Source organism: Chitinilyticum piscinae (genome assembly GCF_015223195.1).
In the GTDB taxonomy this organism is placed as follows: domain Bacteria; phylum Pseudomonadota; class Gammaproteobacteria; order Burkholderiales; family Chitinibacteraceae; genus Chitinilyticum; species Chitinilyticum piscinae.
The window spans coordinates 250,756-264,425 of sequence record NZ_JADFUA010000003.1; the positions used below are offsets into that span (position 1 = coordinate 250,756).

The window sequence follows — 13,670 nt, forward strand, 5'->3', positions numbered from 1 at the left end:
CGACGCCCTTAGGCAGCCAGTAATCCAGGTAAAGCCATAGCCTGCTCAGCGCAGCCCCGGGTGGAATTTCTGCGGGCGATCGAGATGATAGCCCTGCACCTGGTCGATGCCGAATTCGATCAGCATGTCGAGAATCTGCTGGTTTTCGACAAACTCGGCCACGGTAATCTTGCCCATGTCGTGTGCCATCGCCACCATGCCGCGGACAAAAATCTGGCTGTCGCGGTCATTGGGCAGATCGCGCACGAACATGCCATCGATCTTCAGCACATCGGCCTTCAGTTGCTTCAGGTAGGCAAACGAGGCAAAGCCGACCCCGAAATCATCCAGACAGACCTTGCAGCCGGTGGCGCGCAGGGCATCGATAAAGCGCTGCGCATCGCGCAGATCGGACACCGCCGCGGTCTCGGTCAGCTCGACCAGCAGGCGCTCGGGCGCGACGCCCTGACGGCGCAGCTCCAGCGCAATGAATTCCGGCAGCCCCGGCTCGTCAAACGAGCGCCCGGACACATTGACCGCAATCGACGGTGCCGCCGGCTTTTCCGCCAGCAGGCTGATCGCCTTGCGAATCACCCAGCGGTCGATGTCGATGATTTTCCCGGTCTTTTCGGCGTGACCAATGAAGCTGGCCGGCATGAAAATCTCGCCCGGCCGCTCGGCATCATGCATGCGCAGCAGCGCCTCCAGATGCGCCAGCTCGCCGGTCTGCGCGTAATAGATCCCCTGGAAGTGCAGCTCGAAACCATCGTTTTCCAGTGCCTGGCTGATGCGCTCTTTCCAGGAAAGCCGCGCCAGCGCGTGCTGCGACATGTCGGCATCGGCGGAATAGAAGCGCCAGGTCGACTTGCCCGCGCCCTTGGCCTGATACATGGCGGCATCAGCATGCGCGACCAGCTCGGCCGTACTGAGCGCATGCTGGGGATAGAGCGCCACGCCAAGTGAAGACGACGGGCGCAGATTGTGCCCCCCCGTACTGAACTGCAACTGCCCGACCGCACTGACAATGCGCTGCGCCATCTGGCTGGCGGCAGCGGCATCACAGCCGGGCACCAGAATGGCAAATTCGTCCCCCCCCAGCCGGGCAAATACCTCGTCATGGCGGATCAGCCGGCTGATCTCGCGGGCAATGGCCACCAGCAGTTCGTCCCCGGCACCATGGCCGAAGGTGTCATTCACATACTTGAACTCATCCAGATCGAAATACAGCAGCGCCAGCGTATCGGCCGAACGCTCGGCATCGGCAAACAATCGGGCCAGCTCGATCTGGAAACGATGGCGATTATAGAGACCGGTCAGGGCATCCCGCTCGGCGAGGCTGGTCATACGCTCGGCCATCACGCGCTGCTGCGTGACATCCTCATACACCCACATGCGGCCATTGGCCTGCCCCTGGGCATCCAGCACCCGATAGCAATACTGGGTGATGATGCGGCCATCGTTCATGGTCAGCATGCCGAAGTCCACCCGCTCGTCACCCAGCGCCAGCGCCTCGAGGTAATACACCGCCATGTCGTTCAGTGCGGGCTGGTTCTGCGCCAGCTGCAACACCTGCCCAAGCGGCCGGCCGTTCAGCTGCGCGTCGCCGGGCAGCCCCCACAACTCGGCAAAGGCCGGGTTGTGAAACAGGATGCGGTTCTCGTCGTCGACAAACAGCACCCCGAAGCGCATGGCCGACAGCAGGGCCATCAGCCGCGCGCGCTCGGCATCCGCGCGCTGCAGATAGCTCTGGCCCAGCGACTGGATCTGCTGCAGCTCGATCACGGCCCGGCGCAGGGCCAGGCGGTCATCCTTCTGCTCGGAAATATCGCGGATACTGGCGCGCAAGCCCTGCCAGTTGCCGGCGCTGTCAAACAGCGGCTGCCACGATGCCGCCGCCCAGAAAGCCGAGCCGTCACGGCGCACGGCACGGAATTCGAAATCGGACACCCGGCTGCGCTCGGCCAGCGCATCGCGCAGCGTATCGGCGAGCCGGTTGCGCTCGTCGGGGTGAGCCAGCCCGACCGGAAAATGCTCCAGCAAGCCGCACTCGGCCACGGTATAACCGCACAGGCGCTCGATCGAGGCATTGATCCACACCAGCCGGCCTTGCGGATCCAGCCACAGTTCGGCGGAGAAGGTGAAATCGGCAATGGCATGGAAACGGGCTTCGTTTTCCTGCAGCGCGGCAAAACGCTCGCGAATGCTGCTGGCCAGACGCAGAAAGCGCCCCTGCAACCGCGCTTCCAGTCCGCTGGCCGCAGGCAGCTCGCTGACCGGCCGGCCACTGCTGGTATCCTCAACCAGCGCCGTCAGCCGCCCGAGCTGCCGCATCATCCAGTACCCCAAGCCCAGTTGCAGCAGTGCCGCCAGCAGCAGCACGGCCAGCAGCAGAATCACATTCATCGAAAGTGTCTGCTGCAGCATGCCATTCACCCCCTGGGTGGACAGGCCGAAATACAGCTCGCCCAGCCGGGTATAGCCATGGCGCAGCGGCACGCGGACATGCACCAGCTGCGGCAGAGCACCGCCATCCTCGAGCCGGGTGGCCTCGGGCAGGGGCTTGCTGGCATCCCAGCCACGGGCTGCAACGACGGTGCCGGCCTCGTCGCGCACCAGCAGGTAATCGATGCTCTCCGGAGAGCGGAAGGTATCCAGCAGGCTGGCCAGATGCTCGCGATGCCCGTCAGCCCAGTCCGAGGCAATGACGCCGGACAGCAGACGCGAGGTGTTCTTGACGCGATTTTCCAGATTATCCCGCACGGCGGCCTGCCACAGCGAGGCAATGCTGGCGTAGACCGCAAGCAGCAGCAGCCCCTGCAGCAGCAGGGTGGCAAGCAGCAGATGACTGCGCAGGAAACCGGGAAGACGCAGACGCAAGAACTTCTCCGCAAGTGAACGCTGATCAGGCGCAGTCAAGCAATGCGCCCAGCTTCGCAGGAGGTTAGCAGAGCTGGTGCATGCAGCCTAGGCTCAGCATGCCGCGGTGTGTATTTCCGGGCAAAGCCGGACGGCAGCCCCACTGCGGCAGCCACCGTCGAGTACGGATCAGCTGCCGGATTTGCCGATCTGGCGGATGAAAACCTTCGAGCGGCGCTGGTAGTTGTAGAGTTCTTTCTTTTCCATCGGCAGCGCATCGACGGTCGCCTGCACGAAGCCGCGCTCGAGAAACCAGTGCGCGGTGCGCGTGGTCAGCACGAAGAGCTGGCGGATGCCCTGCTGGCGGGCGCGCTGCTCGATGTGCTTGAGCAGCTCCTCGCCACGATTTTCATCCCGGTAGTCCGGATGCACGACCAGACAGGCCATTTCGGCCATATTGCTGTCGGGAAAGGGGTGCATGGCCACGCAGCCGATGATCTTGCCGTCGTGCTCCAGCACCGAGTAGCGGTGGATTTCGCGCTCGATCAGCTCGCGGCCGCGCTTCACCAGCACGCCCTGTTCCTCCAGCGGCTCGATCAGCGCGATCAGTTTGCCCACATCATCGATGCTTGCTTCGCGCAGGTTTTCCAGCGCATCACGCGAGATCATCGTGCCGATACCGTCGTGTGTGAACAGCTCCATGAGCAGCGAGCCGTCGACATGATGCGAAATCAGATGCGCGCGCGCCACGCCCTGGCGTACCGCGCGGATCGCGCACGGCAGGTAGAGGCGGATGTCCTCGTTGGCATCCGGGTGCTCGGCGAGAAACTGCTCGGCCTCCAGCGCGGTCAGCTCGTTGAGCAGCTCACCCTTGAGATCAACCACGCCGTCCTGCCCGAACAGGAACAGCATCTTGTCGGCACGCAGCGCAATCGCGGTCTTGGTGGCCACGTCTTCCAGCGGCACGTTGAACACCTCGCCGGTGGTCGAATAGCCCAGCGTGGAGAGCAGCACCATTTCGCCGTCGTCCAGCCGGTAGCGGATCGCGGTGGTATCGACCTTGCGCACTTCTCCGGTGTATTGCAGATCAATGCCGTCGCGAACGCCCATCGGCTGCGCGGTGATGAAATTGCCGGCCGATACGCGGATGTCGGCGTTGGCCATCGGCGAATTCGCCAGCCCCATCGACAGCCACGATTCAATTTCGACGCGCACCTGGCCGACGGCCTGGATCACGCAGGTAAGGGTTTCGGCGTCGGTGACGCGCAGGCCATGCAGGTATTGCGGCTCCAGCCCCTTTTCCGCCATGCGGGCATCAATCTGCGGGCGGGCACCGTGCACCACCACCAGCCGCACACCAAGGCTGGTCAGCAGGTTGATGTCGTGCGTCAGCGTGGCGAACTTGCCATCGCGCACCACCTCGCCACCCAGCGCGATCACGAAGGTACGGCCACGGAAAGCGTGGATATAGGGTGCGGCCTGACGGAACCATTCGACGAAATCATGCATAGCAATACCTGCCTTTCAAAATCCACCCGCGCACGCCGGCACGCGCCGACATACATACACACCCATAAATCCACAGTCATTTATTAGCAATGGATACAAGCAAATACCCATCAAAACCGTAAATATCGACTGGCTCTGGCTCGCAATAGCTGCACCAGCTCATCCTGCATGAAGGCGTAGTTGTCAGGAATGTCCAGACACGCCACACGCTTGCCCTGCAGCTGCCGCGCAAAGCGCTGCTTCAACCGGCGCAGGTGCGTTTTCTCCATCACCAGAACCAGCGTCGCCCAGGCCAGCAAATCGGCATCCAGCGGCAGCTCGGCATCCGGCGCCAGCCCGGCCGATGCGGTTTCCACCCCCGGCAGACCGGCAAAGACCTGCTCGGCGGTCGGGCTGCGCAGGCGGTTGCGGCTGCAGACGAACAGCACGCGGATCATCCGCTCAGTATGCCCCGCGCCCGGCAACCACCGACTTGACCGTCTTGCAGACGATGGCGATGTCGTACCACAGGTTCCAGTTTTTCACATACCAGGCATCCAGCGCCACGCGTTCATCGTAGGTGGTGTCATTGCGCCCGGACACCTGCCACAGTCCGGTGAGCCCTGGGCGTGCTTCCAGATAGAAATCGACGCGCTCGCCGTAGCGCGCCAGCTCCTCTTCGATGATGGGCCGCGGGCCGACCAGACTCATTTCACCCAGCAGCACATTCCACAGCTGCGGGATTTCATCCAGACTGGTCTTGCGTAAAAATGCACCGATCCGGGTGATGCGCGGATCGTTTTTCAGCTTGAAATCCTTGTCCCACTCGGCGCGCGCTTGCGGATCAGTCGCCAGCAGTTTATCCAGCACTTCCTGCGAATTGTGCACCATCGTGCGGAATTTCCAGCACTTGAACGGCTTGCCGTTCATGCCGACGCGCACATGACCGAAGAACACGTCACCCGGCCCGCCTTCCTTCTTGATGCGCCAGGCCACGTACAGGAACAGCGGCGCCAGCGCCAGCAGGCCGCAGGCCGCGCCAAAGAGATCAAAGGCCCGCTTGAGCGCCATCAGCGGCTTGACCGTCAGATTGTTGGTCACGCGCAGCAGCAGCACTTCGTGGCTGAAAAAATGGTTGGTAATGGCGCCAAACAGCGGCAAGCCCCCCAGTGGCGGGATGACGTGGATGTTCTTGTATCTGAGGCTCAGCTGCTCGATCTGGGCGTCCAGCGCGGCGAGCTCGCTGGCTTCCAACGCGATCACTACATGCGGCTTGCCCTGCTCAGCCAGCCAGCCGGTCAGCCGGGCCGGATCAAGGCGCTCGACCGGCAGGCTCACTTCGCCCAGCTCGACGCTGCCCGGCGCATCGGGTGTGAGCGCGACAAAACGCTCAATCACGAAACCAAGCTGGCGCTCGCTGTTGAGCGCGTGCCAGGCATCGACGGCATTGCGGCCGGTACCCAGAATCACGCTGGGCAGCTGCCAGATGCCACAGCGCAGCAGGTAGCGCTTCATCTGGCCGCGGAACACCGGCAGCAGCAGCATGGCCAGCCCCCAGGATACCGGCCACAGGAAACGCGATACCGTGTACTTGCCCAGCAGCACCAGCATGCCATTCAACAGCGCGGCGATGAACAACCAGCGCAGTACCGCGCCGAGTTCATCCCAGAACGGCATGCGCAGGCTGTAATGCCCGCGCCCCCAGAAGCTCGCCACCGTAATCAGCGAAAGCCCCAGAAAGGCCAGCGCCTGCTGCTGCCCTTCCCATTGCCACCACATGGCGAAGCTGGCGCTGATGCGGTGATAGCGCGTCAACCACAGCAGCAGCAGAGCCAGCGCGAACGACAGCAGCAGGGCAGTCAGGTCGGCCAGTGCCAGCCAGGGTTTGGCCCGTTCGGGCTGCAGGTGTTTTTCACTACTCACGGGGTATCCTCTTTCTTGCCTTGTGCCTGCAGGCCATAGGCGGCGTACAGCGTACGCATCATGGTGGCCAGCGTATAGCCACGCTCGATTTTCGCACGTCCGGCCGCACCGAGTACGCGGCGCAGCGGCGGATGGTCAATCAATTCCGCCAGCCGGGCGACGAAATCGTCGGCATCGCGGCACAGCCAGCCAGTGTTGCCGTTTTCCACCAGATCACGGTTGCCGTCGATATCGGTCGCCAGCACCGGCAGGCCGGCGCCCATCGCTTCGAGCACCGCCACCGGCAGCCCTTCCCAGCGCGACGTCTGCAGGTAGATATCCAGCGTGGCCAGCTGCGCCAGCGTCTGCGCACGCGTCTGCCAGCCTGTCAGCGTAACACCGGCCTTCTTCAGCGCTGCCTCGCCGGCCTCCTCGCCGCCGCCGATCCAGACGAATTCGACGCCGGGCTGGGTCAGCGTGGTGGCGATGCGGGCAAACAGCTCGGGATTGCGCGCGGTGGTCACGCGCCCGGCCATGCCGATACGCAGACGCTGGCCGCCATTATTTAATGCAGGTATTGACGCCAAATCTACAGAATTATTGACCACCAGCACCGTACCCCCAAGGGTACGTCGAATCTTGGCCGCCTCGCTGTCCGAGCAGGCAATAAAGCTCACCGGAATGTGCACCAGCAACTTTTCCAGCAGCAGGAACACCAGATTCTTGATCCGCCCCGCTTCGCGCTGCAGAAAGGACAAGCCATGCGGCGAGAAGAACCAGCGCGTGCCCGGCAGCCTGACGAACAGGCTGGCAAGGCGCCCCAGCGCACCGGCCTTGCTCGAATGCAGGTGCACCACATCCGGCGCAAGCTCCGTCAGCCAGTGCACCAGCGCCCGGCCGGCGCGGAAATCCTGCAGCGGATTGATCGCACGGCACATCGGCACGTGAATGAAATGGATCTCCGCGTGGAACAATTCTCGCCAGTTAAGCGGTGTATCTTCGCGCTGCGAGTGGATGACGGTCACGCGATGGCCATCAGTAGCCTGACCGTTGGCCATGACGGTCACCATCGATAGCGTGCCGCCGGCGAACGATTCAACCACGTGCACGATGTGGTGCCGGCTGGATACCGCAGGCAGCTCAGTCATCGCCCGTGGCCTTGCGCGAGGTACGCCGCAATGCAGCCTTCAACCGGAACACCAGCCCATAGGGCATGAGCATCAGCCCGCGCGTACGCAGCCGGCCGGCCAGCGCCGCCAGCGAGCCGTCGCTATTGGCCTTTTGCACCTTCAGCCGCGAGGCAAGCTGCTTCTGCCGCTTGGACAGCGAAATGCCGCCGGGGTCGAGCTCGTAATGGATCAGCACCTCGGGCAGATTGGCCACCCTGAAATGCCGCACAAAGGCATAGAACAGCGCGTAATCCTCCGCTGCCGGCGCATCCAGCGGATACAGCCCGGTCGTTGCCAGCCCTGCGGTGCGGTACATCACCGCCGGATGGACGAAAGCCGAGTTCTTGCGCATCGTCTGCACGATGTCCTCATGGCGTTCGGGATGGCGCAAGACGAATTGCTCGACGCCCTGCTGGTCGACAAAGCGCGCCGCACCGCCAAGCAGATACACCTCGGGGTGCTGCTCCAGAAAGCTTAACTGGCGCTGGATGCGGTCAGATACATTCAGGTCACCACAATCCAGCCGGGCAATGAATTCGTAGCCGCGCGATTGCGCCCACTGCAGGCCGGCGTTCAGCGCCCCCTCGATGCCCTTGTTCTGCGGCAGGGACAGAAAGCGCAGCACGCCACGCCCCTTAAACGCCGCACGCGCGCCGGCCTCGTCAATCGGCGCGCGCGTGCTGCCGTCGTCCACCACCAGCACATCGCAAGGCTCGTCCGCGCCTATGGACGCCAGCGAGGCGTTCAGCGCCTGCGGGTTGTTGTAATGCGGGATCAGCAGCAGCACGGGCTGCCTGTGCAATTGTTCGGTCATGCCCAATCCTTGCGGCCTAGCAGTTTCTTGATGCCCCGCGTCACCGACAAGGGCAGCGCGAACGAGGCCAGCGCCTTACCCATGCTAACGGCCGATGCCGGTTTCCAGTCAAAATGGCGCGCCAGCAGCTTGAGGCGCATCGCCTGCTGCTGGCGGCGGCGGCTCAGCGAGATGCCGCTGTCGTTGTATTCGCTTTTCACCAGCACGTCAGGCAGGTTGGCCGTCTGGTAGCGAGTAATGAACTGCCAGAAATACGCAAAATCTTCTGCCGCCTTGCAATCCAGCGGGTACAGGCCGATTTCGCGCACGCCCGCCAGGCGGAACATCACCGCCGGATGGGTGAAGGCATTGTCCTTGTGCATCTGCCGCACGATCTCAGCGTGCGTTTGCGGCTGGCGGATCGTGAAGCGGTCACCCGAAGCATCAAAAAAGGTGACGGCACTGCCGACCAGATACACCTCGGGGTGTGCATCCAGAAACGCCATCTGGCGGCGGATGCGGTCGGATACGTTCAGGTCATCGCAATCCAGCCGCGCACAGAACTCATAGCCAGCCGCCAGCATCGCTTCCAGCCCGGTATTGAGCGCGTACTCGATGCCGGCATTCACCGGCAGATAGAGAAAATGCAGCTCGCCCCGCGCGCGAAACGCGGCCTGCGCAGCGGCTTCGTCGATCGTTGCGCGGGTGCTGCCATCGTCGACGACAAAGACATCCACCGCTTCGTCAACGCCCACCGATGCCAGCGACGCGAGCAACCCCTGCGGGTTGTTGTAATGCGGGATCAGCAGCGCGGCACGGTTCATGGCGAAGCACGGAAGCAAAAGCGCGATTTTACCGTCTGCGCAGCAGCTTGACTGCCCGCGGCCGTAACAAACTGTCGCCCGGGCTTTCGGGTAAGGTGTTTCCCCTACTTAAATGCAACACAAACTTACAAACTGAGAATGATTTTTGACATGCAACACCCCGATCATGTTTATTCCATCTTTCAGGCACTCGCCTCAATCAATCTGGACAAGGAGTACTTCATGGGCGCTCTCATTGGCGTGATCATCTATCTGGCCATCATCGTCGGTATCGTTGCCGGCTTCTGGAAAACCTACACCAAGGCCGGCAAGCCGGGCTGGGCATCGATCGTTCCGATCTACAACTTCATCGTGCTGCTCGAAATCGTGAAGAAGCCGCTGTGGTGGATCGTGCTGCTGCTGATCCCGCTGGTCAACTTCGTTGCGCTGATCATGATCTATCTGGAGCTGGCCAAGAAATTCGGCAAGGGTGCCGGCTTTGGTATCGGCCTGGTGTTCCTGCCGTTCATCTTTGTCCCGATGCTGGGCTTCGGCGACGCCGAGTACAACGAAGCCGCTTGATCTCACGCTGTATCACCGCATACAAAAACCGCCCTTGAGGCGGTTTTTGTTCATTCAATTTGAGCCCAACCCGAATGACAGCTCGTAAACGCACCCGCTTTGATACTCTGCTTGCCACCTTCGACGCCTTTTACCTAGCCCTTGCCGCGTTACCCGATGAGCGTATCCGCGAAGAAGCAAGACGATACGGTCAGACCAAACAGCAAACAGAACAATGGCTCTCGGAAAAAAAGGTCACTCGCGGCCAGTTGGCAGAAGGGTGGTTGCAGGGTTTACGTGAAATACCTGAGGGCTTCGGCGGCTACCCATGTGCAATCCGGCCACAGGTGATTGCTGCATACTATGCAGCCCTAGAACAGGAATATCCCCAGTTTCTGGAGCAAGAAGCCGCCAAACTGCAGAAGGTGCTGAATCGGGGCAAAATTCGCACGGAACGAGAGTATTACCTGATACGCAACCTGGTGGATCAGCTGGAAGGCAAGCCCGAGCATAAGGAGCGCTTATGCCGCTACTATACCCTGTTAGAACACTTCGAAAGCAGATAGCTCCGCTTCAATCTAAGAGTTTCTGCCACTTTTCCAGCGTGGTTTTCGCTGAGTACCGCACAGCCCTTTCCAGCAGCCACCAGCTCAATGCGGCACGATCCTGCCGCTGCAGCAGCCCGGCCAGAGCAGCACCGCTGGCCTCGTCGACCACAAACTCGCCGCGCCGCTCGCCAAACAGCTCATACACCCCGCCGGCATTGGTCGACACCACCGGCAGCCCCTGGGCCATCGCCTCCAGCACGACCAGCGGGCAACCCTCGAAGCTGGAGGTCAACAGCAGCACGTCAGCCGCCTGCAGGTAAGGCGCAACCTCCTCCTGACGGCCCGCCAGTACTAGCTGCTCCGCAAGTCCGCGTCGTTGCGCCTCGTCGCGCAGCCAGCCTTCGAGCGGGCCATCCCCAACGACGGTGAGCTGTGCCGGCAGGGCCCGGGCATTCAATTCGGCGAGTGCGTCCAGCCACAGTCCCGGCTGTTTTTCTTCGGCGATGCGCCCCACAAACACCATGCGCAGCAGCGCGGACGGTTCGCGCGGCAGCGGGGGCGAGCCTGCCGGGTCTGCGTCGTCGATGAAATTGGGCAGCACCTGCCAGCCGGGGCGTGGTGCCTCCCCCAGCCAGCGCGACAGGGATTCGCGCGCATGCTGCGATACAAAGATCAGCTCATCCAGCCGGCGATACACATACCGGCAGGCAAAACGGTGCACCGGGTTCATGCGGGCAAAGGCGTCCAGCTCGGCCATGGGCCCATGCACCCAGCCCAGCACGCGCTTGCCCAGGCCGCGGGTCGCCGCAAAGGCCATATACAGCGGCAGCAGGAAGGTACCGGCGATCACGACATCATGTTCGCGGGCGATGCGCCGCGCCGCCCGCCAGCCCTTGAGCCATGTCCACGGCTTGAGCGGCTGCCACTGCGCCGACAGATCGACGACCTTCACCTGGCGGATGCGCGCCTCCCAGAGATTGCGATGACCTCCCAGCAACACCAGCGTGACGTCGAAACCCCGGGCCACCAGCCCTTCACCAACCAGCACCGCACAGCGCTCGACGCCGCCGAGCCCCAGATCACGCAGAAAAATGGCGACCTTCACGCCCGAACCTGCTTCAGCGTCTGCCACAGCCAGTCGCTCATCCCCATACGCAGCAGCAGCTTGCGCCACTTGCCCATTTCCGCCATGGGTATTGGCATGGAGGCATGATAGAGCATGACTTCCGGCAGCATACCTGCATGCAAACCCTGGGTGCGCTGCAATGCATCCAGCCACACTTCACCCAGCACGCTGCGCGCCCCGTCCATCAGCACGGCAAGCTGGCGCAAAATGCCCATGAACTCGCGGAATTCGCCAGTACTCAGCAAGCGCCCCGGCTCGGCCAGCTCGGCAAAGCGGTCCGCCAGCGCCTGCAGCGGCACCGGCAGCGCCCACTGCGCATAGCCCAGCCGCACGCGCATCGCGGTTTCGCGCAACTCGTCACGCTTGCTCTGGGTGATCTGTCCGGCGTGGGTACGGTAATGCAGCAGCACACGCGGCACCGTGGTAAAGCGGGCGCCTGCGCGCGCCAGCGCACACCAGAGTGCGTAATCTTCCGCATGGCGGGCGTCGGCCGCATACGGATGGGCCAGCAGCAGCTCACGGCGCGCCAGCACGGTCGGATGCGCCAGCGCCGAATTGAACAGCAGCATCGCGCGAATCCCGGCATCCGAGGTCGGCAAATGCCATTCGCCATCGCGGTCACCGAAGAAATGCACCCAGGCACCACAAACATCGGCAGCGGTTTCCTGCACGCGCATCAGCTGGCGCTCGAGCCGGTCATCGGTACACAGGTCATCGGCATCGATCCGGGCGATCCATTCGCCTTCCGCGGCGGCGATCCCCTCGTTCAGCGTCGCAATCAGGCCACGGTTGTCACGACTGATGACGCGAAAGCGCGGATCACGGCGCGCCGCCGTCTGCAGGATGGCCAGCGTAGCATCGGTTGAACCATCATCAATCGCGACGCACTCCCAACGGGTATATGACTGACGAACAATGGAGTCTAGGGTTTCCTGAAGATACCCCGCCGCGTTATAGCAGGGCAGCACAAAACTCACCAGGGGGCAGCTCATGAGCCGATCTCCGCATAAATCCGTCGTGCGCGCAGCCAGAACGCGCCCACGATAAAGCCTTCCACCAGCAGCACACACAGCGCGGCACGATTGGCCGCGCCGGGGAACCACTCGGCGCCGCCCGCCTGCGCCGGCAGCGCCCAGGGCGCCAGCACCAGCAGCATCAGCGCCACATTGAGCAGGCCGGCCAGGACCAGCACCCGGCTGAAATAGCGCTCATGGCCGAACACCAGCAGGGTCTGCTGGCCATACACATACGACAGCGCCCCCAGCAGGATGACCGGCGCCAGCAGGATCATCACCGCATCAGCCTGTGCATAGGAGCTACCCAGAACCCAGATCAGCAGCGGCGTGCAGACGATCAGCCCCAGCGTCATCGCCAAACCGGCTCCGCCCTGCAGCCGCCAGGCGCGGCGTATCAGCGCCAGTGCAGCCGGCTGGTCGTGCGCAACCAACTGGGCAATCCGCGGATAGGTCGCCTGCACCAGCGGCCCGATCAGGCCTTGCGCGATGTAGACCAGCTTGTTGGCGGCAGCAAACAGCCCCACCTGCGCGGGCGCGGCAAAGAACCCCAGCAGCACGGCGGTCGAGGTCGTGTACAGGCTGGTCGAAATCGCAGAGAGGAAAAATGGCCAGCTGGCACGCAGTGCCTGATACAGCTCGCGGGGCGACACCCGCAACCACGGCGGCGGCGCCACACCCCAGCCGCTAACACACCAGAACAGGCCGGCCAGCACTTGCGGCGTCGCCTGCAGCAAGACGGCCAACACCACGTCCTCGGGGCCATCGACAAAGACCAGCAGAAAGCCCAGCGTCGCGGCGCGCGCCACCACCATCATGCCGCTGGCGAGCTGCATCTTCTCGTAGCCTTGGAAATACCAGATGGGGAATAGCACGGAGCTCAGAATGTAGAGCTGGCTGGCGGCAAATACCCCCCAGTGCTCGCGCCAGCTTCCCAAGGCAAAGGTCAGCACCAGCAGCACCAGCGACGAGGCCAGCATCAGCAGCGTCTTGGCCCAGGTGACCTTCCAGAAGACCCGCGCCGCCGCATCGCGGTCGTCCCGCACCTGCGCCAGATCACGCACAGCGGAGAGATTGAAGCCGAAATCCGTGACCAGCACGCCATACTGAATGGCGGCAAAGGCGTAATTCATGACACCAAAGCCATCTGCCCCCAGCGTGCGCGCCAGAAAGGGAAAGGTGACAAAAGACACCAGATAGTTGAGCCCCTGGATCAGGTAAAGCGCAACAATCGTGGATTTGAGGCGGGAATCAAACACGGACATCAGCCTGCAGACGATGGCCGTATCTTACCTGCTTGCGGCGCCGCCCGCGCAGGCCGGCGTATCCGTCCAGGGCATTCTGTGGGTAAAACGGTGTCTGTTTTCGGGGCCCGCACCCGACACACCCACGGTCTTTCAACACCAAAAACAATGGCAAAAGCAGCAAGAAA

At 62.8% G+C, this 13,670-nt stretch carries 12 protein-coding genes; 2 read left to right on the top strand and 10 right to left on the bottom strand.

Translation table 11 applies throughout. The features are described 5' to 3' along the window. Positions 1 to 45: 45 nt before the first annotated feature. From INR99_RS07075 to INR99_RS07105, 7 genes are all read right to left on the bottom strand, one after another. Positions 46 to 2,856, bottom strand: a complete 2,811-nt coding sequence (locus INR99_RS07075) for a bifunctional diguanylate cyclase/phosphodiesterase (protein WP_194115621.1) — start codon at positions 2,854 to 2,856, stop codon at positions 46 to 48. 168 nt (positions 2,857 to 3,024) lie between these two features. Next, a complete protein-coding gene (gene argA, locus INR99_RS07080) occupies positions 3,025 to 4,344 on the bottom strand; it encodes an amino-acid N-acetyltransferase (protein WP_194115622.1) in 1,320 nt (439 codons plus the stop codon). Between the two features lie 110 nt (positions 4,345 to 4,454). After that, positions 4,455 to 4,781, bottom strand: coding sequence for a low molecular weight protein tyrosine phosphatase family protein (locus tag INR99_RS07085; RefSeq protein WP_194115623.1), 327 nt, complete (start codon positions 4,779 to 4,781; stop codon positions 4,455 to 4,457). Between the two features lie 4 nt (positions 4,782 to 4,785). Further along, positions 4,786 to 6,246 carry an undecaprenyl-phosphate galactose phosphotransferase WbaP gene (wbaP, locus tag INR99_RS07090; protein WP_194115624.1) on the bottom strand — a complete coding sequence of 487 codons (1,461 nt, stop codon included), beginning with the start codon at positions 6,244 to 6,246 and terminating at the stop codon, positions 4,786 to 4,788. Beyond that, a complete protein-coding gene (locus tag INR99_RS07095; RefSeq protein WP_194115625.1) occupies positions 6,243 to 7,373 on the bottom strand; it encodes a glycosyltransferase in 1,131 nt (376 codons plus the stop codon). Before INR99_RS07095 ends, wbaP begins: the two co-directional genes overlap by 4 nt. Beyond that, a complete protein-coding gene (locus INR99_RS07100) occupies positions 7,366 to 8,208 on the bottom strand; it encodes a glycosyltransferase (protein WP_194115626.1) in 843 nt (280 codons plus the stop codon). The genes INR99_RS07095 and INR99_RS07100 overlap by 8 nt, the downstream gene beginning before the upstream one ends. After that, positions 8,205 to 9,011 (bottom strand): glycosyltransferase, encoded by an 807-nt coding sequence (locus INR99_RS07105; RefSeq protein ID WP_194115627.1) that lies wholly within the window; start codon positions 9,009 to 9,011, stop codon positions 8,205 to 8,207. The genes INR99_RS07100 and INR99_RS07105 overlap by 4 nt, the downstream gene beginning before the upstream one ends. A 222-nt stretch (positions 9,012 to 9,233) precedes the next feature. Between INR99_RS07105 and INR99_RS07110 the strand changes: the two genes are divergently transcribed. Then, a complete protein-coding gene (locus INR99_RS07110; protein WP_194115807.1) occupies positions 9,234 to 9,572 on the top strand; it encodes a DUF5684 domain-containing protein in 339 nt (112 codons plus the stop codon). Between the two features lie 74 nt (positions 9,573 to 9,646). Further along, entirely contained in the window at positions 9,647 to 10,117 is a 471-nt protein-coding gene (locus INR99_RS07115; RefSeq protein ID WP_194115628.1) for a hypothetical protein, read from the top strand. 7 nt (positions 10,118 to 10,124) lie between these two features. Here the strand turns inward: INR99_RS07115 and INR99_RS07120 are convergent, their stop codons facing one another. From INR99_RS07120 to INR99_RS07130, 3 genes are read right to left on the bottom strand one after another with little or no spacing between them, the layout of a single operon-like run. After that, positions 10,125 to 11,204, bottom strand: coding sequence for a glycosyltransferase (locus INR99_RS07120; RefSeq protein WP_194115629.1), 1,080 nt, complete (start codon positions 11,202 to 11,204; stop codon positions 10,125 to 10,127). After that, the gene (locus tag INR99_RS07125) at positions 11,201 to 12,217 is read right to left on the bottom strand and encodes a glycosyltransferase family 2 protein (RefSeq protein WP_194115630.1); all 1,017 of its coding nucleotides are present in this window, start codon (positions 12,215 to 12,217) and stop codon (positions 11,201 to 11,203) included. The genes INR99_RS07120 and INR99_RS07125 overlap by 4 nt, the downstream gene beginning before the upstream one ends. Then, positions 12,214 to 13,497, bottom strand: coding sequence for a flippase (locus INR99_RS07130; RefSeq protein ID WP_194115631.1), 1,284 nt, complete (start codon positions 13,495 to 13,497; stop codon positions 12,214 to 12,216). The genes INR99_RS07125 and INR99_RS07130 overlap by 4 nt, the downstream gene beginning before the upstream one ends. Positions 13,498 to 13,670: the final 173 nt, after the last annotated feature.